This window comes from Streptomyces sp. NPDC028907 (genome assembly GCF_055564995.1).
The window spans coordinates 53780-78564 of record NZ_JBVHVE010000014.1 but is presented as its reverse complement, the minus strand read 5'-3'; the positions used below and the strand labels follow the sequence as shown (position 1 = coordinate 78564).

Here is a 24785-nt window from a genome sequence, read left to right as displayed (position 1 = left end):
ACTCGCCGCACAGCCCTGCTGCTCGGGCCCTTCGGGATCGCATACTCACAGCGGTTCCATCCGGCCCTACCAGGGAGGCAGAGCATGGCCCTCACCACCCGTCGCAGAGCCCTCACCACCCTCGGCGCCGCCCTCGCGGGCACGGCCGCCCTGCCCGCCGGCCAAGCACTGGCGGGCGAACGGGGGCACGGCCCACGCCCGTTGTGGCGGGCACACGCCCACAACGACTACGAGCACCCGCGCCCCCTCCTCGACGCCCTCGACCACCGCTTCGGCAGCCTCGAAGCGGACATCTACCTCGTCGGCGACCAACTCCTCGTCGCGCACGACCCCGAGGACCTCGACCCGACCCGCACGCTGGAGTCCCTCTACCTCGACCCACTGGCCGCCCGCGTCAGGGCCAACCACGGGTCCGTCCACCGGTGGCACCGCAAGCCGATCCAGCTGCTCGTCGACATCAAGACCGAGGGCGCCTCGACATACCTCGAACTCGACAGGCATCTGAGGCGCTACAAGCACCTGTTCACGACGTACGCCCACGGCCGGGTGTTCCCGGGCGCGGTCACCGCCGTGATCTCCGGCGACCGCGCGGCCCGTACGCCCATGGAGACGCAGAGCGTCCGCCGGGCCTTCTACGACGGCCGCCTCACCGACCTCGGCAGCTCCGCGCCCGCCTCCTTCGTCCCGCTGATCAGCGACAACTGGACGCTCAACTTCACCTGGCTCGGCGTGGGCGCCTTCCCGGACGCCGAGCGGCGCAAGCTGCGCGGCATCGTCCGGGCGGCGCACTCCCGAGGGCAGAAGGTGCGCTTCTGGGCCACCCCGGACATGGCCGGACCCGCCCGCGACGCCCTCTGGGGCGAACTGCTGGCCGCCGGCGTCGACTTCCTCAACACCGACGACCTCGCCGGCCTGGAGGCCTTCCTCGACGCCCACCGGACGAACTAGGCCCGGCCGGCAGAACACCACACGTTCGGAGTACGGCTCAGCCGCCCGGACGAACCCTCCGCTACGCCACACTTGCGGCCGAACGCCGTGAACCGGGCGAGGCGGCGTGGCGGAGGAGGTTGACGATGGCCATTTCCATCTCTGTGGTGCTGCTGCTGTTCATCCTTGCGGTGATCTTCGTACGCAACGGCGGACTGAAGATCACCCATGCGCTGGTCTGCCTGCTGCTCGGCTTCTACCTGGCCAGCACCAGCATGGCGCCCACCATCAACAGCGGTCTGACGGCTACGGCGGACATCGTCAGCAGCCTCAGACCGTGAGACTCAGCCGGTGGAGAAGACCCCGATGCCGTTGGGCACAGGGCGTTCCACGCCGTCGGACGGGTGGTTCCGCACGGAGACCGCCGACGCACCCGGCGCCCGGGCGACCAGTGTCGAGGAACCGCCGCCGTCCAGGCTGAAGGCATCGACCGAACCCAACTCCCGCATGACGGACGCCACTTCCGCGATGGTCAGACCCGTGCGGTACTCGGACGCGCCGTCCAGCGCGAGCAGCAGCAGCCGCCGGCCGCGATCCGCGATGCCCACGGCCGTGCGCACGGCCGAGGCCCTGTCGTCGAGGCCGGGCAACGGCCGGCCGTCGTCGAGGACCGGATAGCCGCCCAGCGCGAAGCGGAACGGGACGCGTGACTTCGCCGCCACCAGCCCGTGCCGTACCGTCACCCGCTCGCCCGTGGAGAACTTGCGCAACTGCTGCGCGCCCGCCTCGCGGCCCACGAGGACGGTCGTGCCCGGGGCGATCGAGCCACTCCCCGGAGCATCGGCGGCCGACACGACCCGGCCGTGGCGGACCGTCACCTCGTAGGTGTCGGTGCTGCACGGGGCCGCCCGGTCGGTGTCGGTGCCGCAGGTGGCGCGGACCCGGGAGACCCCGCCCCACTTGGCGGTGAACGCCCCGATGGAGCCCACCGGCAGCGCGTACTGGTTGAGTCCGCGCAGCGGCAGCGTGCCCTGTGGGGTGCGGATGGAGCCGGCGAGGCTCAGGCCGTCCATCCGGGCCCGCCGGTCGACGCCCACGCCGAACACGTCCTCGGTGCTCGTGCCGGGCGGCAGCGCGGGCCCGAACCGCTGGCCGTTCGGCACCGCCGCCTTCAGTACCCGGCCGCGCGCGATCGCCGGTCCCACGCTCGCGCCGGTCGCCTGGACGCCCGGGTGCTGGGTCTCGCTGATGTTGAAGAAGTCGCCGTTCACACCCGCGACGGCGCCCTGCGCGATGGCCTGCCGCGAGACGGTGGCCCGTGCCGCCACCGCACCCGGGTGCAGCAGATCGAGGCGTACCCGCGGATCGCGCAGGTCGACGGTGAGGACATGGGCGTGGGTCGTGCCCTTGGCCGCCGGGATGTCGAACTCGTCGTAGGTGACACCGGGCGCGATCGGGGTGTCCTGCGCGGCGCCGGCCGGTGCCGCCCCCACCAGGGCCGCACCGGCCAGCGCACCGAGTGCCGTGAGCAGCGTGATGGCCGCTCTGGCGGCTCCGAACCGTTTCTGACGAGGTGTCACGATTCCCCCCTGATGTCTCGTCAAATGTCCCAGGACTCAGGGGAAGTGCACCAGACGGCGATGACCTGCGGGGTTGCTAGGCGCCGACGACGCGAGAACGGGTGAGGAAACGCACCCCCTCGGGTGCCTCCAGTGAGAATCCGCTGCCCCGGCCCTCGACGACGTCGACGATCAGCCGGGTGTGGCTCCACGCCTCGTACTGACTGCGCGACATCCAGAACGTCACCGGCTCCGCCACCCCCTCGACCTCGAGTTCCGCCAGCAGCACGTCCGAGCCGCCGGTACGGAACTCGCCCTCCGGGTAGCACATCGGCGCGCTGCCGTCGCAGCAGCCGCCGGACTGGTGGAACATCAGCGGGCCGTGCGTCGCGCGCAGACGGCGCAGCAGGTCGGCGGCGGCGGGGGTGAGTTCGACGCGCGGGGTCTCCTCATACATGGCAGCAAGGACAGCAGGGGCAACGTTGCGAGAGGGTTGCACCCGATCTTCTGACTACGCTGCACGGGTGACCATCGAGCTGACGCTGTTGACGTCCGTCTCCCACCGGGGCAAGGAGATCACCGCGCCCCGTCTGCGCGGGCTGCTCGCGCTGCTCGCCGGGGAGCCGCGAGCCGGCTGCGGCACCGGACGGCTCGTGGACGGCCTGTGGCCCGACGAGCAGCCGGAGAACCCGACCAAGGCGTTGCAGATCCTGGTCTCACGGGCCCGCTCGCTGCTGGGTACCGAGGTCATCGCGAGCACCCCCACCGGCTACCGCATCGCCCTGCGCGAGGACCAGGTCGACGCCTGGGCCGTCCAACTGCACGCCGACGCCGGCGCGGAGAAGGCACGGGCAGGCGACCACCACGGCGCCGTCGCCGAGGCCGAAGCGGGCCTCGCGCTGTGGGACGGCGGCCCCGCGGAGGGCGTCGTCCTCGGCGACCCCCTGGTGGACCTGCGTCTCGAACTGGGCGCCACGTACCTGGCGTTGACGCGGCTGCGGGCGCTGTCGCTCGCCCGCGCCGGACGTCGGGAGGAGGCGGCGGCGCCGCTCGGCGACCTGCTGTCCGCGCACCCCCTCGACGAGGAGCTGCTCCTGGAGCTGGTGCGCTGCCAGACCGGCGCCTCGGGAGCGGCCACCGCGCTGGCGACGTACGACACCTATCGGCGCCGGCTGCGCGACGAGCTCGGCACCGACCCCGGTCCGGCCCTGCAGGAGCTGCACCAGGAGCTGTTGCGCGGGCAGGCGCCCGTGGTGCGGCGCGGCGTGCCGCACGAGCCGAACCCGCTGCTCGGGCGGGAGGCCGACGTCGCCGCCGTCACCCGCCTGATCCACAGCTCACGGGTCACGTCCGTCGTCGGGCCGGGCGGCCTCGGCAAGACGCGCCTCGCCAGTGCCGTCGCCCGCGAGGCCGAGCACCGGGTCGTGCATCTGGTGCCGCTCGCCGGTGTCCGGCTGGACGCCGACGTCGCCGGCGAGGTCGCCTCGGCGCTCGGCGTCGGGGAGAGCCTGCACGCCCCCGCCGCAGGCTTCGGGCCGTCCGCCGACGCGCTCGCCGGCATCGTCGGCGCCCTCGGGCCCGGTCCTGCGCTGCTCGTCCTGGACAACTGCGAGCAGGTCGTCTCCGGAGTCGCCGACCTCGTCCGGGCCCTGGTGTCGATGACCAGGAACGTCAGCGTGCTCACCACCAGCCGCGCCCCGCTCGGACTGACCTCCGAGACCGTCCACCCGCTGCCCGAGCTGGACCCGGCCACGACCGTCGAGCTGTTCGAACAGCGCGCCCGCGCCGCCCGCCCCGACGCCGAGCTGCCCGCCGACGCCGTGGCCGAGCTGTGTGGCCGCCTCGACGGACTGCCCCTCGCCACCGAGCTGGCCGCCGCCCGCGTCCGGGTGATGTCCGTCGCCGAGATCGCCCGCCGCCTGGAGGACCGGTTCGCCCTGCTGCGCGGCGGCCCCCGGGACGCGCCGCAGCGCCACCGCACGCTGCACGCCGTCGTCGACTGGAGCTGGAACCTGCTGGAACCGGCCGGCCGGACCGCCCTGCGTGCCCTCGCCGTCTTCCCCGGCGGCTTCACCGCCGCCGCGGCCGAACACGTCCTCGCCGACCTCCTCGGCGACGACGACACGCTGGACGTGCTGGAGGACCTCGTCGACCAGTCCCTGCTCAAGGTGACCGACACCGAGTACGGCAGCCGCTTCCGGATGCTGGAGACGGTGCGGGAGTTCGCCGCCGCCCATCGCGAGCGGGCCGGCGAGGACCCGGCGGTCGAGGAGCGGTTCCTGCGCTGGGCGCGGGACTTCGGGGTCACCTACCACGACGCACCGTTCGGACCCGACCCGCTCTCCTCCTGGCAGCTGATCCGCGCCGAGCAGGACAACCTCGTCCAGGCCGTACGGATCGCGCTCGCCCGCGCGGACGCCGACACCGTCGCCCCGGTCACCGCCGTACTTGCCGGCCTGTGGACCACCGACGCCAACTACACCCGTCTCATCGCCCTCACCGAGGACACCGCCGACCTCCTCTCCCACTACCGGCCCGCCCCCGAATACGTGGAACCGGCCCGCACCGCCGCGGCCCTGGCCACCGCCAACATCTTCCTCGGCGTCGGCCCCGGCGCCGTCCGCACCCTCGTCACCCTGCGGCGGCTCCCGCCCGCCCCGCCGGACACCCTCGTCCGCGCCGTCGCGACCGTCTTGTGCGCCCTGCCCGAGGTACTCGGCGACCTCGATGCACTGGAGGGCCTGTGCGACAGTGACGCCCCGATGCTCGCCGGCGTCGCCAACTGCGCGGCCAGCTATGTCTGGCAGAGCGAGCACCAGCCGGAACGGGCCCTGGACGCCGCCCGCCGGATGGACACGGCACTCGCCGGTCAGGACATCCCCCTGCTCAGGTTCTGGCCCGCCTCGCGGGTCGCCGAACTGTGCCTCCAGATGGAGCGGGGCGCGGAGGCGATCGGCCATGTGCGGGCCGCGCTGGAGGCGCTGGAGGGGTACGGCGCGTGGGGCGACTCGATCGGGCTGCGCTGGGGCATGATGCTCGCCAACCTCCAGACCGGGGACCTCGACGCGGCCGAGCACTGGCTCGAAGAGGCGCTGCGGCACCAGCCCGAGGGCACCGGCTCCGACGCCTTCACCCCCGACCTGGGCGCCCGCGCCGAGATCGCCCTCGCCCGCGGTGACGTCGATACCGGGCTCGGGCTGTGGCGCCGGGCCGTGGAGCGGTTGGAGCGCGACGCGAGCCCTGTCTTCGGCGACGAACTCCTCATGGAGCCCTGGGTGCTGGAACTCCAGGCCGTCGCCGTGACCGCCCACGCCCGGCACGGCCGCCTCGACCTCGTCGAGGGCATCGCCACGGCCCTCCCCGACCGGCTGACCACACTGCTGACCCGCCCGAAGCCCGCACCGCACCGGGTGACCGTGGACCTTCCGGTCTGCGGGGCGCTGCTGCTCGCGCTCGGGACGGCCGACCTGGCCTCCGGCGCGACGGAGCGGGGCGTGCGGCTGCTCGCGCTCGCCGACCGCTACCGCGCCCTGCGCAACTTCCAGCCGACTATGTCCTCGGCCCTCTCCCGCGAGGCCGCCGCGAACGCCGACAAGGCGACGTACGAGGACGCGGTGTCCACGTACGCCGCCCTGGACCGGGAGGCGCTGCGCGAGGCCGTGCTCGCGCTGCTGGACCCCGGCCGCTGAGGAGATCTCAGAGCCGCACCGGCAGCCGCACCAGGTGGAAGCCGTCGCCGGGCCAGTGCCCGAACTCGACGTCGTCGCGGTCCACGGCCAGCACCGGCGGCGTCGCCCGGCGCACCAGCAGCTCCTCGAACACGACGGACGTCAGGACCCGGCCCAGTGCCGCGCCGATGCAGTAGTGCGGGCCGTGCCCGAAAGCGAGGTGACCGTCACCGCGCCCGAACCCCCGCGTGATGTCCAGCCGTTCGGGCGCCTCGTACACGGCGGGGTCGTGGTTGGCGCCGAACAGCCCGACCGTCACCGCCTCGCCCTTGTCCAGGGGTGTACCGGCGAACTCGAAGTCCTCGGCGGCGTACAGGGTGGCGCCGATCCGCACCAGCGTGACGTACCGCAGCAGTTCGGGCACGGCACGCGGCAGCAGCTCCGGCTCGGCCCGCAGCCGCTCCAGCTGCTCCGGGTGGTCGAGCAGGGCGAGCACGCCGTGCGCGAGGAACAGGGCGGGCGGGGTGATGCCGGTGTTGATGAGCAGGAAGAAGGCGGTGACGATCTCGTCGTCGCTCAGGCCTCCGTCCGCCAGCAGCGCGGAGACCAGATCGTCGGCGGGCTCGGCACGGCGCCGGGCGACCAGGTCCTTGGTGTACTCCACGATGCCGGCCAGACCCTCGACGACCCCGCTGCCGTCGCCGTACGCGAAGTCCCTGATCCAGCCGCGGACCCGGTCCTGGTCGGCCGCGTCGACCCCGACCAGCTCGCAGATCACGGCCGTGCACAGCGGGTAGGCGAACTCACCGAGCAGATCGACCGGTTCGCGTCCCGAGGGGCCGGCGAGGGCGGCGAGCAGCTCTCGTGCGGACTTCTCCACGAAAGGACGCAGCGCGGACACCCGGCGGGCGGTGAAGGCGCGGGTGAGCGGGCCGCGTCGCCGGGTGTGCTCGTCGCCGTCGAACAGCGCCAGGTGCCCCGACAGATACGGGACGTACTCCGCCGGGAAGCCCTCCATGCCCTGGGCGAGCAACTCGGCCTGCGGGTCCGGCATGTCGGAGCCACCGGGGACGGCGCCACGGTCCCGGATCAGCCGCGGCTCGGTGAGCGCGGCCCGGACGTCCTCGAAGCGGGTCAGCAGCCGCACGGGGGTGTCCAGGCCCGGCAGGACCGCGTGGCCCAAGTCCGTGCGGGCACGCAGGTCGGCGTAGCCGCGGACGGGATCCTCGACGAGCTCGGGGGTGAGGTGCAGGGCGTCGGTCATGGTGGCGGCCTTTCCGCTGGTGGGAGACGCCTCAGAGCCTGCGCGGAGCCGGCTTCCGCTCGGTTTCACCGCGGTTTCAGCGGCGCTGAGGCGCTCCCACCGGTGGTCAGCCCGCACGGCCTCCAGGGTCGCCGCCGATCTTGACGATGCCCGTCGTTCTCGCGCCGGTGAGGTTGTCGTGGACGACGTCACCGGTGGACTTCTTCCAGATCCTGATACGGAAGGTGTCCGGGGCGTCAGTCGCGGTGATCCGGAAGCCGTAGCCGCCGCTGCCGTTGACGGTCCCGGAGCCCTGGTAGACCGCGCGGGAGCCGGTGATCACCAGCCAGTCGGAGCCGGTGGAGCGGAACTTCAGCCTGGCCGGCCCGAAGTCGAAGGTGGCCTTGCCCGTGGGGACGGTGGCTCCCTTGCCGTACCCGACGGCGAAGGAGAAGGCCGCCTTGCCGGTCAGAGCGGGCTTGGCCGGGTAGGAGCCGGCCGGGGAGGTGATCACGCCGACGCCGACTGCGGGGCCCGCGCCGCGGTCGTAGACGACCAGCTCGGGGAGCGTGGTGCGGTCCGAGGCGCCGTCGTCGTCGGTGACCGTGACCACCGGGCGGTGGATGCCGGGCGTGGTGTACGTGTGCTCGGCTCGGCACGTGGTGCCGGTGACCGTGCCGGTGGTCGGGTCGGCGCCGTCCTTCCAGTCGACCGCGCAGGTGTGGGTGTCCCGGGTGCCCGCGTCGTCGAACTCGGCGGTGACGGTGGCGCGTTGACGGACGGACACGGCCGACTTCGGGCCGGTGGCCGAGGTGATCGCCGGTGCCGCGTTGGCGACGTCGACGGTGGCCGTGTCGCTGCTGCGGCCGCCGGTCAGGGTGACGTCGTACGTGCCGTTGTCGGTGCAGGTGATCGTGGTCCGGGCGGCCCCGGGGTCGGTGACCGTGCAGGGCGCGCCGGCCTCGACCGTCCACTTCGGGCCGCCCGCACCGGAGACGGTGCCGTTCAGCGGAATCGCGTCGCCCTCCTTCCCGCCGGCGTCCGCACCGGCGTGCACGACGGTCACCGGGTCGATGCCGGTGAGCGTGGGCACGACCTTCTTGATCAGGCCCTCGGCGTCGAACTCCAGCTTGTCGAGGGTTGTCTCGCGGTGGGTGCCGTCGCCGCCGGGGATGGCGAAACGGTGGTAGGCGACGTACCAGTCGTCGGTGTTCGGGACGTGGACGACGGAGTGGTGGCCGGGCCCCTTGATGCCGAGCGAGAGGTCCTTCTCCAGGATCACGCCGTGCTTGGTCCACGGGCCGGTGGGGGAGGGGCCGGTGGCGTAGGCGACGCGGTAGTTTTCGTCCCGGGTGTCGTTCTCCGACCACATGAAGTAGTAGGTGCCCTTGCGCTTGACGACGAAGGTGCCCTCGTTGTAGCCGCTCGGGGTCATGTCCTCGACCTTCGAGGTGTCGATCGAGGTCATGTCGGCGTTCAGGGGCGCCACGTACGCGCGCCCGTTGCCCCAGTAGAGGTAGGACTGACCGTCGTCGTCGGTGAACACGGCCGGGTCGATCATCTGGCCGCTGTACTGGCCCGCCTTGAGCAGCGGCTTGCCCAGCGCGTCCTTGAACGGCCCCGTCGGCGAGTCGGACACCGCGACGCCGATGTTGGCGTCGGCGCAGAAGTAGAAGTAGTACTTCCCGTCCTTCTCGGCGATCGTCGGCGCCCACGCCCTGCTGTCCGCCCAGGAGACGTCCGGACCCAGGTCGAGGATGACGCCGTGGTCCTTCCAGTGGACCAGGTCGGTGGACGAGTACGCCTTGAACTGCGTACCGCTCCAGCCCTCGAAGCCGTCGGTGGTCGGGTACAGGTAGAAGGTGTCGCCGAACCGCACGATGTTCGGGTCGGCGTTGAGACCCGGCAGGACCGGGCTCCTCATGACGAGGGCCGAGACCGTCCAGCTGCGCTTCTTGCCGTCCGAACCGGTCACCTCGTACGTCACCGGCTTGCTGAAGTCCTGCACACTGCCGGAAGCCGGGCTGATCGCCGCGCCGTGGGCGAGGGTGAACTCCGGGGCGAGGGCGGTGAGATCGGTGCCCTCCTTCATCGGCAGCGTGATCGTGCCGCCGGCGTTGTCGATGAGCGCGTCGACCTTCAGGGCGGGGTGCGTGGCCCTGGCGATGCCCGCCGTGTTGCCGCTGAGTTCCATGACCTCGGTGGCGGTCAGGGCCCGGTCGTAGATGCGGAAGTCGTCGACCTCACCGCCGAAGTACGGGTCCGCCGAGTACAGGGACCGGCCGATGTAGCCGGAGTAGTCCTTGTTCGCGTCGTACAGCTCGGACGGCTTGATGGTCGTCGTCGTGCGCGCGGCTTCGATGCCGTCCACGTAGAGGACCATCGTGCCGGTCGTGCCGTCGAGGGTGACGGTGACGTGCCGCCACTCGCCGGGCGTGAGCTGCCGGCCGGCCGTCAGCTTCGACTCCGCCGACCAACTCGCCTTGGTGATCGCCGAGTAGAGGCTGGAACCGCCGTTGGACGGGGTCGCGAACAGGTACTTGTCGCTGTCGGGACCGAGCCCGAACAGCCACTGGAAGTTGCTGCCGCCCTTCCACTTGGCGTACGTCGAGACGGTGACGCTGCCGGCGTTCTTCAGCACGCCGTTCGGGATCTTCACATACGGCGAATCGGAGGCGCCGGACATCTTGAACGAACCGCCGTCGACTCCCGTCCCGAAGTCTGGCGTACGGACGTAGGTGCCGTGGTAGCCGTGCCCGGAGGCGTCACGGGCGATGTTGCCGCCCGTCTCGTCGAAGTCGTACTGCAGCAGCAGGTCGGCCGGGACGTCCGGGCCTTCCGCCGAGACGGTCACCTCGGCCCGGACCGGCAGCGCCGTGCCGTCGGGCAGGCCGCCGGTCACGGTGAAGGCGCCGGCCTGCGCGTACTTCGACGCGGGGACGTCTTCCCAGGTCACGGAGACGGGACGCTTGACGCCGTCGGCGTACTCGGCGATCACGGTGGCGGGGAGGACCGGAGCCTCACCGATCCGCGTCTTCACCGTCACGTCCTCGACGCCGGTCACCAACTGGTCGGGCTGGTAGGCGCGCAGCAGCCGGTCGTACTCGGCCTGCGTCACCGGCAGCACCGTGCCGTGGCGGGGCTTGGCCGGGAGGTCGTAGCCGGTGGACGGGGTCCACGTACCGGAGGCGAGGTCGGTCGTCTCGAACGGGATGTAGCCGCGGCCGCCGAACTCGTCGAGGAACGCGTACCACTTGTCCTCGGTGTTCGACTTGAACACCAGCGGCCCCTCGGCGGCGTTCATCGCGCCCTTGCCGATGCCCTCGGCGACGGCGTCCCAGGACAGGTCCAGGAGGGAGTCGCTCTTCTCCTCGAAGATGAACTTGCTGTTGGGCGTGGAGGAGGTGTTGTTCCGCTCGTCCTTGGAGAGGCGGAAGTACGTCCCGTCGTGCGCGATCACCGTGGAGTCGATGACGGAGTAGCCGCGGTCGATCCACACCTTGGGCTCGCTGAAGGTGTAGAAGTCGCGGGTCGTCGCGTACATCATGCGGTTGTACGTGTCGCCCGAGTGCGCGTCGTTGTCGTACAGCTTCGACGCCCAGAAGACGACGTACTCACCGCGCTGGGCGTCGTAGAACGCCTCCGGCGCCCAGGTGTTGCCCGCGCTGTCCGGGGAGACCTTGACGAGGCGCTGGTTCGTCCAGTGGACGAGGTCGGTGGACTCCCAGACCATGATGGACTTGCTGCCGGTGCGCTGGGAGGCGTCCCAGTCGCCGTTGCCGTAGATCCTGAGGTCGGTGGCGATCTGGTAGAACTTGTCGCCCTCGGGGGAGCGGATGATGAACGGGTCGCGCAGGCCCTTCTCACCCAGCGTGGAGGTCAGGACGGGCTTGCCGTCGTTCAGCTCGCGCCACTTCAGCGGGTCGTTGCCCTTGCTGAGGGCCGCGTAGAGCTGCTCGCCGTCGGCCGTGCCCTCGCCGGTGAAGTAGCTGAACATGTAGCCCTTGAGGGCCTCCCGCTTCGGCAGTTCGGGCACCTTCGCGGTGAAGGCGCGGGTCGCCTTCGCCTCGCCCTTGGTGACGGTGGCGGTCAGCTCGACCGTGGTGGCGCCGTCGCCGTGCGCGGGGCGGTGGGCGACGCCGTCGGCGGAGACGACGTCCGGCCTCGCGGAGGACCAGGTGACATCGGTGCCGTAGGAGCCGGTCGTCGGGAGGGTCAGGTTGCCGCGGACGTCGTCGAGGTTGTGCACCGTGAGGGCCTGGGCGGCCTGCTCGGCGGCGGTCCGGTCGTCGAAGTCGGGCAGCACCGTGACCTCGAAGGTCTTCGTGCCGGTCACGGAGCCCTTCTTCAAGGTGGCCGTGAGCGTGGCGTGGCCGTCGGGCTGTCCGGCGGCCGGGCGGGTCACCTGGCCGGTGTCCGACACCACGGACGGCGCGTCGCTGGCCCAGCTGATCGAGGAGCCGCCCGCCGTGCCGGTCCTCGGCAGGTCGAGGTCGGCCGTGACGCCACTGGTGTCCCCGAGGCTCAGCGCGGCCTTGTCGTCGGCGACGCCCTGGGTGGCGACCGGGAGGGCGAGCTGCTCGACCTCGGAAGCCGCGAGCGCGCGGTCGTAGACCCGGAAGTCACGGATGCGGCCCTTGAACAGCTTGTCGCCCGAGTAGACGGACTTGCCTATGTAGTTGGCGGTGGTGGTGCCGGAGCCGATCGAGCCCGGGGTGATACCGACGGAGGTGTTGCGGCCGACCTCGGCGCCGTCCTCGTACAACACGCCCGTGGTGCCGGTCTGCGTGTAGGTGAGGTGCTTCCAGACCGCGCGGGTGAGGTTGTGGGAGTCGGCGGGCTTGGTCGTCTGCTCGGTCGACCAGTTGCCGCTCGCGATGGACGTCCGCAGGGAGTTGCCGGTCGTGAAGAGGTAGCCGTTGCCGCTGCCGCCGCTGGAGTTGCCGAAGCCGTACAGGAAGTACGGCGTGCTCTGCGCGGAGTCGATCCGCACGTCCAGCGAGACGGTGATCGCGTTCATGCCCTTCATCACGTCGTTCGGCACCTTGAGGTAGGTGTCCGAACCGTTGAAGGCGAGCCCCTCGCCGGTGCCCGACCAGTCGGCGGTGCCGTTCACCGTGGCGTCCCGGCCGTGGCCGGAGGCGTCGGTCACCGTGCTGCCGGAGGCGGCGTCGAGCTTGTACCAGAGGGCGAGACCTTCGGTGACCTCCGTCGCTTCGGCCGTGTCGGCGGCCTGTGCGGGAAGGGCGGGGGCGGCGAGCCCCAGCAACAGTGACACGGCGGTCAGCCCGGCGAGTCGGCCCGCCCGGCGTCTCACGCGGTCACGGGCGCGTGCGATGTACGGCATGTGGTTTTCCCTGCTGAGGCATGGCGGGGCCTCGGCCATGGGCACCCTGCCGTTTCGGCTGTGTGACGTCGTGTTGCGAGAGTGTCAATCGGGGTGTGGCACAGCGTCAAGAGTTTTCGAACGATGTCCGACAGGTCGAACAAAGGGGAGGGAGGGCCCGCGGTCGGCCCACGGCCCCACGAAGTCGTCGCCACGCGGCCGCGTCGTCACACGACGGCGTCGATGCGGTCGTCTGCCGTTCACCGCTTCGCAGCTCTACGCTGACAGGGATCAGGGAAACCGGCGGTCGAGTGCGCCACTGTGGCTTTCGGGGGGCAACGGGGTGGTGGAGGAGCGCAGCCCGGCCCGCATCCGCAACGAGCTGGTGGCCGAGATCGTCGACGTTCTCCAGATGAGCCCCACGCTCCGGCTCCCCGGGAGCCGCCATCTGTGGACCACCTACCTGTGCGACGAACTCGGCGTGTCCCTGGAGCCGTTCACGGGCGAGTCCCTACGTCCGTGGCTGGTGGGCCTGGTCGAGCGGTGCGCCCATCTCTCCGACGGGCTCCCTTGTCTGGCCCGGGCGTTGCGCTATCTGGAACAGGAGTCCAGCTCGGTCACCGCGCTGCTGCAGCTCCTGGAGGAATGGGAGGCGTCGGCGTTCTTCAGCGGTGTGGACCTGCGCAGCCTGCGCCACGTCCTGGAGTCCCTGGGCCCGCCCGGCCTGCCCGCCCTCGCCCGGCGCGCCAGCAGGTCACGCGTCCAGGAGCTGCCGTCGTGGTGCGACTCCGGCTGGCGGGTGTTCCTCCGGCTGGCCGGCGAGAACTCGGCGAAGGGCGAGATTCCCCCGAGCCTCGCCTTCCTGGCCCTGGTGGCCGAGGAACTCGCCGCGGACGGCCGCCTGGCGGAGGCCGAGCTGCTGCGGCGCTGGCACCGGCTGCGGCAGTACGAGTGGGGACTGGACGGCGAGGCGGCGGACTGGGATCCCTCGCTGGTCCCTGCCTATCTGATCATCCAGTTCGAGCCGGACGGCCTCGACTCCGAGCGCTACTACCTGTCCCACTGGCACCAGTCCGACAGCGCCGGCTGGCACCCCGTGCAGGGTGAGACGCGGCACCTGCACCGCGACGAACTGCATGCCGAGGTCGAGCGGCTGATCGAGGAGACCGAGGAGAGATGGGCCGATCTGACGCAGCCGGTCGTCCTGGAGTTCATCCTGCCGTGGGAGCTGCTGAACGAACCCGTCGAGTGGTGGCACAAGGAGTCGTCGTCCGATCTGCCCACCCCGCTGGTGATGGACTACATGGTGTTTCTGCGCAGCCTCGACCGCCTGCGCAGAACCGCCTGGCATCGGCCCTGGCGCAACAAGTGGCGCCGGCTCAGCGAACAGCCCGCCGACAGCCACTCGTACTGGAGCCATCCGGCCGAGGGCCCGAGCGACTACTTCCACCTCGAACGAGAACTCAAGGAGGACCAGCACGCGGTGTGCCTGATCCTCAGCGCGCCACCGGGCGGCAACCGGGAGGCCGACCGCTACGAGTTCCTCGCCGGGCTCCGCTCAGGTGTCCCCCTGATGATCTGGCATCGCCGGGACTGCGCGGACCCGGCCTTCCGGGAGGCCGTCAGCGAGATCGTGCAGGACCGGGGACTCGCCAGCCTGGCCGACCGGGTGGCGCGACTGCGCACCGAGGCCCTCGCGCTCGGCCCCGACCGCTGGGACGGCCATGTGGGCCGGCACCTGGCGATCCTCCTGGACGATCCGGACCACCAGCCCGGACTGCGCACGCCCAACCGGGCCTCCTGAGCCCTGCCGCGGCCTCTTGCGCCCACATGGCCCCACTGCGAGGCTGAGGGCGTGGATGTCTCTCCCGCGCGCCGGTCCGGCATGTCCGCGTGCCCGCCGATGGCTGTCGGCCGCTCGACGTAGTACCCCCGATGACTGCTGACAGCGGGGCGGGCCGGGCGAGCCCGACGGAGACCTCCTTGCGGGCCCTGCGGGCACTCGTCCCGCCCGACGGCCCACCCCCGTCCGGCGACCTCCTCGTGGTGATCGACGCCCACCCGACCATGCGGGTGTGGCGGGAGACCCTCGACGCCGCGTTCGAAGAACTGCGCGGCCTCGGGCTTTTCGACCGGGTCGACACCGTACGTCTGCTCGGCTCCGACCGGGACGACGCTGCCCGCGTCCGCGTGCGGTCGTGGCCCGCCGCCGGGGCCGGCCGGCATCGGATGGTGCTCGTGGTCACCGACGGTCTCGCGGCGGGCTGGCGGTCCGGCTCGGTGCTGCTCTCCCTGCGTCGCCGGCTGAGCCGAGGGCCGACCGCGATCGTCCATCTGCTGCCCCAACCCCTGTGGTTCCGCAGCGGGTTGCACGTCCACCACTTACAGGTGAGCGCACCCCGGCCGTGGAGTACGAACGACACCTACGACTGGCGGCTGCGCGAGGTTCCGCTGGAGATCGGCGACACCGACGGTGAAGTCGGCGACGACGTCGTGCCGTTGCCCGTCCTCGAGTTCACCGAGCGCTCGATGGCCGCCTGGGCGAGGCTGGTACGCGCCGGAAGCGGGGACCGGCTGGAGATGTCGGCCGCACTGATACCGGCCGGCCCCGCCCCCGGTGCCGCGGACCCGGCCGGGGCGCACCCGCCGGAGCGGCCCCCGGTGATGTCCGCCCGTGACTGCGTGTCGGACCTGCGCGCCGCGGCCTCTCCCACCGCGTTCACCCTCGCCACGCAACTCGCCGCCGCCCCCCTGATCCTGCCCGTCGTCCGCATGCTCATCGCCCAGACACCCGGCGCCGGACCGGGCCACCTGACCGAGCTGCTGCTGAGCGGACTACTGCGCCCTGTACCCGGGGCCGGCCACGACCGCACGGACATCGCCTTCGAGTTCGCCCCGGAAATCCGAGAGGAACTCCTGGCGCTCGCCCGCCGCACCGATACCATTCGCGTGCTGCGCGATGTGCGCAGGATTGTGCACAACTCCGTGAATACCACCGGGGTTCCGCTGCTTCCGCCTGTCTCGGAGGCCTTGGACAGCACCGCCGTTCCGACGGTCACCCGGGAGAACCTGCCTTTCCTCAGAGTCGAACTCCACGCTCTCCAGGCGTTGTCCGGGCCCTTCCTGGAACGCGCCGAAATGCTCGCGGTCGTGCTCAACTCGTTCGACCAGTACGATGCACACACTGCTTCGCCATCCGTCCGGGCACCCCGCCCGGAACTGCCTGGAATACTCCCGAGAGGAGAGTCGGGCATGGCCGTTTCACGCCTGCAATCAGCAGACGAGGGAAACGTCTCGACCCCCCGGATCTGGGGCAACATCCCACCGCGCAACCCCAACTTCACCGGCCGTGAACACCTGCTGGAGCAGCTGTACGCCCGGTTGCGGGAGGGCACGACAACCGTGTTGCCGGAGGCCCTGCACGGCATGGGAGGTGTCGGCAAGTCGCAGCTCGCCATCGAGTACGCGTACCGGCATCAGTCGGACTACGACATCGTGTGGTGGATTCCCGCCGAACGGCCCGGCCAGATAGGGCAGTCATTGGTGGAACTCGCGCAACGGCTGGGTATCAACACTTCCGCGGAGGCGAACATCGCGGGCCCGGCCATCCGCGAGGCACTACGGGAAGGACGGCCGTATTCCCGATGGCTGCTCATCTTCGACAACGCGGAAAGCCCGGAACGAGTGCGGCACTATTTCCCCACGGGCGGCAGCGGCACCATTTTGGTGACATCGCGTAACCGCCGGTGGAGTCTGGTCGGCGGTTCCCTCGAAGTGGATGTCTTCACCCGGGAGGAAAGCAAGGAATTGCTGCGACGCAGCGGTGCGCCCATCGACGACAGCGAGGCCGACCGGCTCGCGGACGCTCTGGGCGACCTGCCCCTGGCGTTGGAGCAGGCGGCCGCCTGGCGCGCCGAGACGGGTATGCCCGTGGCCGAGTATCTGCGGTTGTTCGAGACCAAGCGGTCCGAACTGCTCGAACTCTCCCCGCCCCTGGACTACCAGGTGCCGGTCGCCGCTGCGTGGAACGTCTCGCTGGACCACCTGGAGACACGCAGCGTGGCGGCGCTCCGGCTGCTCCAGCTGTGCTCCTACTTCGCTCCGGGACCCATCTCCCGCGCCATCTTCTCCGGGCTCGGCGGCGGCAGCATCTTCCCGGAACTGGACCACGCGCTCAACGACCCGATTCGGCTGGCCCGGGCGCTCAGAGAGATCAACCGGTACTCCCTCGCCCGCATCGACCACCGCACGAACTCCGTCGAGATGCACCGCCTGGTGCAGGCCGTCCTGATCAACCGTATGTCGCTGGACGAGAGGGAACGCATGCGCAGCGGCGCCCACACCCTCATGGCGGCCGCGGATCCCAAGGAACCCACCCAGCCGGACAACTGGCCCCGTTACGCGGAGCTCTACGGGCACGTCGTCGCCTCGGAGGCGATCGCCTCCGACCAGTTGTGGGTGCGCGAACTGGTGATGAACATCGGCAAGTACCTCTACTTCTGGGGCGACTTGCAGAGCGCTGTCGACTACTGCGAGCAGGCCTGGCAGGCCTGGCAGGCGCGGTTCGGCGCGGAGGACACGGCGAGCCGCCGGATGGCCTGGTGGCTGTGCTTCGTCTACCTCAGGACGGGCCGCCACGAGGACGCACGCGTGCTGTCGGAACGGCTCCGGGAGATCTACGAGTCCACCGCCCCGCCGGACGGCGAGGACGACCGTGAGGACGCGATCGAGGCGCTGAACCTCGTGGCCGCGGTCCACCGGGCCCTCGGCGAGTTCGCCGCCGGGGCGGAACTGGACACCCAGGTCTATCAACGCGCCCTGCGGCTCTTCGGCGAGGACGATCCGCAGACGCTCTTCGCGGGCCACAATCTCGCGGTGAGTCTCCGGCTGACCGGTGACTTCCAGCGCGCCCTGGAACTGGACGAGCGCACGCACGCGCTGAAGGTGCGGCTGTTCGGCTCGGACCACCAGCAGTCGCTGGTCACCCAGGGCGGTCTGGCGATCGACGTCCGCGAGACCGGGGACTACATCCGGGCCAGGTCCCTGCAACAGGCGGCCCTGGACGCCAACCGGCTGGTGTTCGGCGCCACCAACCCCGCGACCGTCCAGTCGACGAAGCAGCTCAGTGAGGCATGCCGAAAGGAGGGTGACCACGAGACGGCACTCGAACTCGCCCGGGAGGCCTTCGCCGAGTCGACCCGGCGATACGGCGACACCCATCCGCGTTCCCTCGACGCGGCACTCGCCCTGTCCATCTCGGAACGCCAGAACGGAGACCTCGCCGCCGCCCTCGACCTGGGGACCAAGGCCTGTGAACGCTACCGGCGGCTGTTCAGCCCCACCCACCCGCACGCCCTGGCCGCCGACGTGGACCTGGCGGTGACCCTGAGGCTGCTCGGCCGTCCGGAGGAGGCCCGTGAACTGGACCGGAACGCCCTGTCCCAGCTGACGGAACGCCTGTCGGAAGCGCACCCCATGACGCTCGCCTGCGCCATCAACCTCGCCAGCGACCTGAGCGCCCTGGGCGAGGTGGCCGAGGCACGCCGACTCGGCGAGGCGACCTGGGAACGCTGCCGGTCGGCCCTCGGCCCGGACCACCCGACGACGCTGGCGTGCGCGGGAAACCTGGCACTGGACCAGATCGCCACGGGCGCCGACGAGGAGGGCACCGGCGAGGATCTGCTGGAGCGGACCGTGGAACGGCTCAGGGCCGTCCTGGACGCGCCCCGGCTCCGTTCCCCGAGCGCCGCCCCGCACCCCGCCACCCAGCAGGCGCAGAACCGGGAACGTGCCAACTGCGCGATCGATCCCATGCCTCTGTAGAGGAGTGCGCGAGCCGCCCCGACCGTGCTCTGAGCGTGGGCACGGTCGGGGCGGCCCCGCCCTCAGGTCTTCGGACGGTCCCCGCCGAGCCAGGCCGCCAGGCGCACCGGGTCACCCGCCCGCCCGGAACCCGCCACCACGGCCCGCTGCACCGTCCGCGCCCGTTCGGGATACCGGGTCAGCAACCGGGCCGCGTCCCGCTCGACACCCTCGGCGGTCAGCGCGCCGCCGAGACCCGCCCAGGCCGCGGCGTCGTCAGAATCCTGCGCCAGCCGGGCCACGTAGGACCGCCTCGCGGCGCCCGGCTCACCGGCCGCGAGCAGCGCGTCGCCTTCGAGCGCCCCCTTGACATGAGTCACGGCCCCGGCCGGATCGGCGCTCAACAGCCCACCGCACGCGGCGGTTTCCTCCAGGCGGTGCCTGACCAGGGTCGCGAGGCTGTCCAAGCGGTTCGCCGAGCGGTCCGGTGCCAGGCGGGTGCCGGTCTCCGCGGCCGGCCGCGGGCCGTCCGCCCCGTCGATCCAGCGCAGCGCCGTCGCCTCCGCCCACTCCTGGTCCGGACGCAGGTGATACGCCCGCCAACGGGCCCGGTGGTTGACAGCGCACATGTGGGCCAGCCGCCCCGGTTCCTCGGGTACCGGGTCGTCGAGCCAGGCCGCGCACCGGCCCCGCAGAATGTCGAGGAACCGGCGGCCCAGCGGGGTCAGCCGCCAGTGGTCGTCCGCGGAGTCGAGCACCGACCACAGCTGCGTGCGCCAGAGCGCGAACTCGAAGTGCCCGAGCGCAGCGGCCCGGCCGACCGCGGAGTGGCGATGGGTCCGCCAGAAGCGGGTCACGCCCGTGAACGCGTAGATGCCCTGGAGCAGTCCGCCCAGCGGCCGGGGATCGTCACGCCAGGGCGCGTACAAACGTTCGCCGCTCTGAGGTGTGTCCACCTGGTACAGAGGGGCCAGGTGGAGCAGCCCGCTCAGCTTCGAGTGCTGGAACTCGTGCACCATCGTGGCGGCCAACTGCACGGCGTCGTCCGGTTCGGAGACCAGTACGCCGCCGAAGGCGTCCCCGGTGGAAGCGCTGCGCGGCCGGAATCGCTCGCCGGCGTCGACCGGGCTGAAGGACATCAGTCCCCGGCGCATGGCCGTCGCGGTCTGCGGTTCGTCCCGCAGGAGCAGCGTCCAGGTGCGCTCCAGGAGTTCCTGCCAGCGTTCGGCCCGCTCGTCGGGCAGCCGCTCCGGCACGGTCGGCCTGGGGTAGGTGCGATAGGGGTCCAAGTCATCCAGGGCCAAGGCGAGTTCACTGTCCCCGCGTCCCGCCCTGAGCCAGCGCAGCGGGCACCATCCCGGGCGGCCGCGATCGGGGTCCGGGGCCACCTGGACGCGCCCGTCGGGGGTCGTGATCCAGGCCTCGCCCGCCGCCGACCGCACCCGCACCGTCGTCCAGGGGGCGTCGGCGGTGACCTCGGCGGCGCCCAGCGTGGGCAGCAGCGCGTACCCGTGCCGCACCGGCACCGCGATCGTGAAGTCAAGGCCCGCCCGCACCCCCGCCGCGGCGGCGACGGCCGACAGATGACCGAGGACGACCCACAGGGGGGTCGCCTCCTCCTCCGTCCCCCGCAGCCGGCGCAGGGCCGACGACAGCCACATCCCGGTCTGCGGGTACATCAGGACCGTGTCCACCGCGGCGGGCGCGGCACGCTGGGCGCGGTCCAGGAGCTGCCATGCCTCGGTCAGGGGGAGCGGGCCGTCGGACTGCCCCGGGGTGTCCTGCGACGTCATCTCGTCCAGTACGCGCAGCAGCAGAAGTCTGCGGCTGCGTTCCGCGGAGACCAGGAGGTCCACGACGCCGTCGTCGCCGTCCCCCTCGGCGAGCGCGACGAGGCTTTCCGCCGGAACGCGGTGGCGCGGCAGGGCGGGACTGCTACCCGGCATCAGCGGTGTCCCTTGCTGTGAGGGGAGTCAGTCGTCGTAGGAGGGGTTGAAGTCGCCGCCGGCACTCGCCTGCGGATTGTCGATCCTGAGAAGGACGCCGGGCAGGGAAGGAGCGACAACCGAGTCGTCGAGGCTGCGCAGCATCTCAATTGATACCCCCGTGAGATCGACCAGATCGGACTCGACGGCGGCCATCGGCTGATCCATGACGGCCCGGCCCCTTCTTCGCAGTGCTAGCTTTCACGACCCCCACATCATGGCCCATGTATCAGCCGTCGGCCCCAGTGGGGGTGGGCGACACGGCGGCCGGTCCGCCGTCCAGGCCCTGACGCCGTGCCAGTTCGGCGGCCTCCCGGTCCAGTCGCGCTCTCGCGGTTGTCTCGCCCTCCAACAGCCTTACGGAATCGAGCAGTTCGTCCAGTGCGCCGGGGTAGCGCAGGCAGGTGCGCACGATACCGAAGACGTCGACGCGGAGGGTGGCGTCGCGGGGGCTGTTCGCCGCGACCGCCGGATTGACGTTCTGCAGGACGAGGTCGAGGCGGGTCCTGTCCCGGACGACGGGCAGGGCGGTGAGCGCTGTCACCAGGCCGTCCAGCTCGCGCAGCGAGACGGTGTCGGGCAGGCCCGCGAGACGCACCTCGCCGGACGGCGGCGGGACCGGTTGCCGGGCCAGCGCGTCCCGTCCGGCGGGGAACCCACCGGCACGCCGCAGCAGATCCAGCTCCTCGTCCGTCAGGAGGTCGAACCACTGGTCCACGCGGGCCACGGCGAGCCGCCCCGGCCCGTCCGAGCGGTGGTGGGCCCGGACGAGACCGATGAGAGCGCCGCTGTGCCAGACCGCCGCGCCGGACATGCCCTCCCACGGCGAGCGAGCGGGGTCCGGATCGGGATCGGGCGGCGCCACGACGAACTCGAGCGTGCCCTCCCTGCGGTTGGACAGGACGGAGATGGTCCCCGTGGCATGGCAGGAGTCGCGGTACCGGCCGCCCACGGACTCGGGCCGCGGGTGCCGTAGCGCCGAGCCGTCCCGGAGCTTGAAGCGCGGGAATCCCATGGCGCTGCATCGCAGGACCAGGTCGCCGTCGGGCACCGGGCCGTACCGGGGTGGTGCGACGGGCGCGTGGGGTGTGGGGCCGGTGATCTCCAGCAGGGCGACGTCCGCGGACCCGGCGAGGAGCGGGACGCGTGCGGGGGCGGACCACTGGGTCGGCAGGTCGGCGTTGAATCGTACGGTGACGGCGTCGGCGTCGGTCGCGGACACGGCGTGCCCCGCGGTGAGGACCCAGCGGTCGCCCACCAGATACCCGGACGCGCGGCGGCCGGGTCCCGCGTCGCCCCGGGCGACGACGATCTCGGCGACCCGGCCGGGCTCTAGCCCGGGTGCCTGGGCTGGTGCGGCCACGGTGTCAGCGCTCCGGTGCGGGCAACCGCACGACGGTACGGGCGAGTTCGGGCACCTTGCATGCATACCCGGGCCGGCGCCGGACCAGTCGCGGGGAGCGGGCGTCAGCGGCCGCGCCTGGACCGGCGTGCCTCGGTCAGCACGGGAATCAGGGGCAGCAGGGAGAGCACGACGACGACCGCGACCAGCGGCAGCAGGAAGTCGTCGGCGTCGGGGACGGTGGTGCCGAGGGCGTATCCGGCCATGACCAGGCTCGTCGACCAGAGCAGGCCGCCGACGATCTGCCAGACGGTGAAGGTCCGGGTGGGCACGCCGAGGGCACCGGCCGCCGGGTGCAGGACGGTCCGCACCATCGGGATGAAACGGCCGATCACCAGGGCCTTTCCGTAGCCGTAGCGGGCCAGCAGCTTCTCCGCCCGGGCCGCCGCCTCCCGGACCCGGCGTTTGGAGGTGCGGGCCAGCAGGGCCCGCCCGCCGTGCCGTCCGAGCAGGAAGCCGACCTGGGCCCCGAGCACCGCACCGACCGCCGCGCACAGCAGCACCTGCCACAGCTGCAACCGGGGCGCCTGGTCGGCGCTCGCCGCGCACAGCACGCCCGCCGGGAAGAGCAGGGTGTCCCCGGGCAGGAAGAAGCCGACGACGAGCAGACCCGACTCCGCGAAGATCACCACGAGGACCCCGAGGGCCCCGAAGGTCGCCAGCACCGAGTCGCTGTCCATCGGGTTGACGGCGATCACCGGCCTCACCTCCCGACCGCTCTCGTCGGCCACCCTCCCCTTGAGCATCGCGTGCGCGCCGCCCCTTTGGCGGGTGACGGGCACGGCCGTGTCAGGCCCGGCCATGTGCCTCCTGCGAGCGGCGGGACAGCGCGTCGATGACCACGGCGGCGAAGAGCACGCCGCCCGTGATCATGAACTGGACGGCCGCGGGGGTGTCCGTGATCGCCATGCCGGAGGCGATCGACTGGATGACGAGCATGCCGAGCACCGCCGACCAGGTGGAGCCGCGCCCGCCGAACAGACTGGTGCCGCCGATGACGGCCGCCGCGATGGCGTTGAGGAGCAGCACGCCCGTGCCCGAACTCTGGCTCACCGAGGTGATGCGCGAGGCCAGGAACAGCCCGCCGACGGCGGCCATCGTGCCCGACACCGCGAGCACCGCGGTCTGCACCCGCGTCACATGGAGGCTGGCGCGGCGGGCCGCCTCGATCCCGCCGCCGAGGGCGTAGACCTGCCGTCCGTAGTGCGTGCGGCGCAGGATGACGTCGAGGCCGGCGACCACCACCAGGAAGATCAGCAGGGCGAGCGGCAGGCCCTGGAAGCGGTTGAGGAGATACGCGGTGACGAACGCGATCACCGCGAGCCCGCCGGTGCGCACCACGATGATCTGGAGCGAGCGGTGCGGCATGCCGGCCGCCGTGCGGCGCCGCCGGTCCTGGTAGGACACCAGGAAGACGAGGCCCACGGAGAGCGCCGCCAGGCCGTAGGCGACGGCGTCGTTGGTGAAGTAGTAGCTGGTCAGGTCGGCGACGAGTCCGGTCTCGTCGAGGTTGATCGTGCCGCTGGTGCCCAGGATGTAGAGCATGAGCCCGTTCCAGGTCAGCAGCCCCGCCAGTGTGACGACGAAGGCCGGCACCCGGGTTCTGGCGAAGGAATAGCCCTGCACGGTCCCCGCCGCCGTGCCGGCCAGCACCGCGACGATGAGGGCGAGCCATTCGGGCACGCCGTTGTTCACGTTCAGTACGGCGAAGACGGCCGCCGCGAGTCCGCTGATCGACCCGACCGACAGGTCGAGCTCGCCGAGCAGCAGCACGAAGACGATACCGACGGCGATCAGACCGGTGCCCACGATGTCCACGCTGAGGTTGGACAGGTTCCTGGGCGAGAGGAAGTTCGAGTTGAGGGACTGGAAGGTGATCCAGACGACGGCGAGGACGAGGACGACGGGCAGGGAGCCCACCTCGCCGGCCCGCAGCTTGCGCCGGGAGAAGGCGACCGAGCTCTCCAGGGCACGGGCGCAGCCCTCCATGGCACGGGCGACGGCCGGTCCGCGATCCGCCGGTCGGGCCTCGGCGGTGGGTGCGGTGGCGTCGGCCTGCGGATCGTCCGCTCGGTCGCGCGTCCCTTTCACCATCCCGCCTCCTGATGGGCCGGCCGGCGGGGCGTGTTCTCCGTCGCCCCGGTGATGGAGGAGATGATCTGCTCCTGGGAGGCGGTGTTCACGTCGAAGAAGCCGTTGTTGCGCCCGAGCCGCAGCACGGCGGCCCGGTCCGCGAGCGCCTTGACGTCGCCCATGTTGTGGCTGATGAGCAGCACGCCCAGGCCGCGGTCGCGCAGCTGGTCGACGAGGTCCATCACCTCGGTGGTCTGCTGCAGGCCCAGTGCCGCCGTCGGCTCGTCCAGGAGGAGCAGCCGGGGGTCGCCGAGGAGCGAGCGGGCGATGGCGACCGTCTGCCGCTGACCGCTGGACAGCGACACGACCGGGGCGCGCAGCTCCGGAACCCCCCTGGTCAGCTGTTGCAGCAGCTGGAGGGTGCGGCGCTCCATCTCCATCTCGTCGAGGAACCCGAACCTGCGGATCTCCCGCCCGAGGAACAGGTTGCCGACGACATCGAGGTTCCCGCACAGCGCCAGGTCCTGGAAGACGGTGGCGATGCCGAGATCGCGGGCGTCGTTGGGGCGCCTGATGTGGACCGTACGGCCCTCCCACTCGATGACGCCCTTGTCCGCGGGAGTGACCCCGGAGATCACCTTGATCAGCGTGGACTTGCCGGCTCCGTTGTCGCCGAGCAGGGCGACGACCTGGCCGGCGTGGATCTCCAGCTCGATGTCCACGAGGACCTCCACGGCGCCGTAACGCTTGCACACGCCGTGCAGGGCCAGCAGTGGGGGAGTGGACACGGAGACGACCTC

The 24785-nt window shown here is 71.6% G+C and carries 15 protein-coding genes; 5 read left to right on the top strand and 10 right to left on the bottom strand.

Features of this window, described 5'->3' with window-relative positions:
- Window positions 1-84 precede the first annotated feature (84 nt).
- On the top strand, window positions 85-948 hold the full coding sequence (locus ACZ4UU_RS34770) for a phosphatidylinositol-specific phospholipase C/glycerophosphodiester phosphodiesterase family protein (protein ID WP_471907375.1): 864 nt from the start codon (window positions 85-87) through the stop codon (window positions 946-948).
- Between the two features lie 125 nt (window positions 949-1073).
- The gene (locus ACZ4UU_RS34765; RefSeq protein ID WP_107912016.1) at window positions 1074-1268 is read left to right on the top strand and encodes a hypothetical protein; all 195 of its coding nucleotides are present in this window, start codon (window positions 1074-1076) and stop codon (window positions 1266-1268) included.
- A gap of 3 nt (window positions 1269-1271) precedes the next feature.
- On the opposite strand, the gene ACZ4UU_RS34760 is transcribed toward ACZ4UU_RS34765, so the two are convergent.
- Both ACZ4UU_RS34760 and ACZ4UU_RS34755 read right to left on the bottom strand, forming a co-directional pair.
- Entirely contained in the window at window positions 1272-2507 is a 1236-nt protein-coding gene (locus ACZ4UU_RS34760) for a phosphodiester glycosidase family protein (protein ID WP_471907374.1), read from the bottom strand.
- Window positions 2508-2583: 76 nt separating this feature from the next.
- Complete coding sequence (locus ACZ4UU_RS34755) at window positions 2584-2943, bottom strand: DUF779 domain-containing protein (RefSeq protein WP_471907373.1); 360 nt, start codon at window positions 2941-2943, stop codon at window positions 2584-2586.
- A 67-nt stretch (window positions 2944-3010) separates the two neighbouring features.
- On the opposite strand from ACZ4UU_RS34755, the gene ACZ4UU_RS34750 reads away from it, so the two are divergent.
- A complete protein-coding gene (locus ACZ4UU_RS34750) occupies window positions 3011-6175 on the top strand; it encodes an ATP-binding protein (RefSeq protein ID WP_471907372.1) in 3165 nt (1054 codons plus the stop codon).
- A gap of 7 nt (window positions 6176-6182) precedes the next feature.
- Here ACZ4UU_RS34750 and ACZ4UU_RS34745 read toward each other — a convergent pair whose 3' ends face one another.
- Together ACZ4UU_RS34745 and ACZ4UU_RS34740 are read right to left on the bottom strand one after the other, a co-directional pair.
- A complete protein-coding gene (locus ACZ4UU_RS34745) occupies window positions 6183-7418 on the bottom strand; it encodes a cytochrome P450 (protein ID WP_471907371.1) in 1236 nt (411 codons plus the stop codon).
- Window positions 7419-7524: 106 nt separating this feature from the next.
- Window positions 7525-12744 (bottom strand): family 43 glycosylhydrolase, encoded by a 5220-nt coding sequence (locus ACZ4UU_RS34740; protein WP_471907370.1) that lies wholly within the window; start codon window positions 12742-12744, stop codon window positions 7525-7527.
- Window positions 12745-13069: 325 nt separating this feature from the next.
- Between ACZ4UU_RS34740 and ACZ4UU_RS34735 the strand changes: the two genes are divergently transcribed.
- Window positions 13070-14527, top strand: coding sequence for a VMAP-C domain-containing protein (locus tag ACZ4UU_RS34735; protein ID WP_471907369.1), 1458 nt, complete (start codon window positions 13070-13072; stop codon window positions 14525-14527).
- Window positions 14528-14658: 131 nt separating this feature from the next.
- A complete protein-coding gene (gene fxsT, locus ACZ4UU_RS34730) occupies window positions 14659-18546 on the top strand; it encodes an FxSxx-COOH system tetratricopeptide repeat protein (protein WP_471907368.1) in 3888 nt (1295 codons plus the stop codon).
- A 62-nt stretch (window positions 18547-18608) separates the two neighbouring features.
- On the opposite strand, the gene ACZ4UU_RS34725 is transcribed toward fxsT, so the two are convergent.
- From ACZ4UU_RS34725 to ACZ4UU_RS34700, 6 genes are all read right to left on the bottom strand, one after another.
- Complete coding sequence (locus ACZ4UU_RS34725; protein WP_471907367.1) at window positions 18609-20471, bottom strand: HEXXH motif domain-containing protein; 1863 nt, start codon at window positions 20469-20471, stop codon at window positions 18609-18611.
- A gap of 27 nt (window positions 20472-20498) precedes the next feature.
- Window positions 20499-20678 (bottom strand): hypothetical protein, encoded by a 180-nt coding sequence (locus ACZ4UU_RS34720; RefSeq protein ID WP_471907366.1) that lies wholly within the window; start codon window positions 20676-20678, stop codon window positions 20499-20501.
- Window positions 20679-20739: 61 nt separating this feature from the next.
- Window positions 20740-21873: an effector-associated domain 2-containing protein gene (locus ACZ4UU_RS34715; protein WP_471907365.1), complete on the bottom strand. Its 1134-nt coding sequence runs from the start codon at window positions 21871-21873 to the stop codon at window positions 20740-20742.
- A 104-nt stretch (window positions 21874-21977) separates the two neighbouring features.
- Window positions 21978-22610, bottom strand: a complete 633-nt coding sequence (locus ACZ4UU_RS34710) for a DedA family protein (protein WP_471907540.1) — start codon at window positions 22608-22610, stop codon at window positions 21978-21980.
- 91 nt (window positions 22611-22701) lie between these two features.
- Entirely contained in the window at window positions 22702-24006 is a 1305-nt protein-coding gene (locus ACZ4UU_RS34705) for a sugar ABC transporter permease (RefSeq protein WP_471907364.1), read from the bottom strand.
- The gene (locus ACZ4UU_RS34700) at window positions 24000-24773 is read right to left on the bottom strand and encodes an ATP-binding cassette domain-containing protein (protein ID WP_471907363.1); all 774 of its coding nucleotides are present in this window, start codon (window positions 24771-24773) and stop codon (window positions 24000-24002) included. The genes ACZ4UU_RS34705 and ACZ4UU_RS34700 overlap by 7 nt, the downstream gene beginning before the upstream one ends.
- Between the last annotated feature and the right edge of the window lie 12 nt (window positions 24774-24785).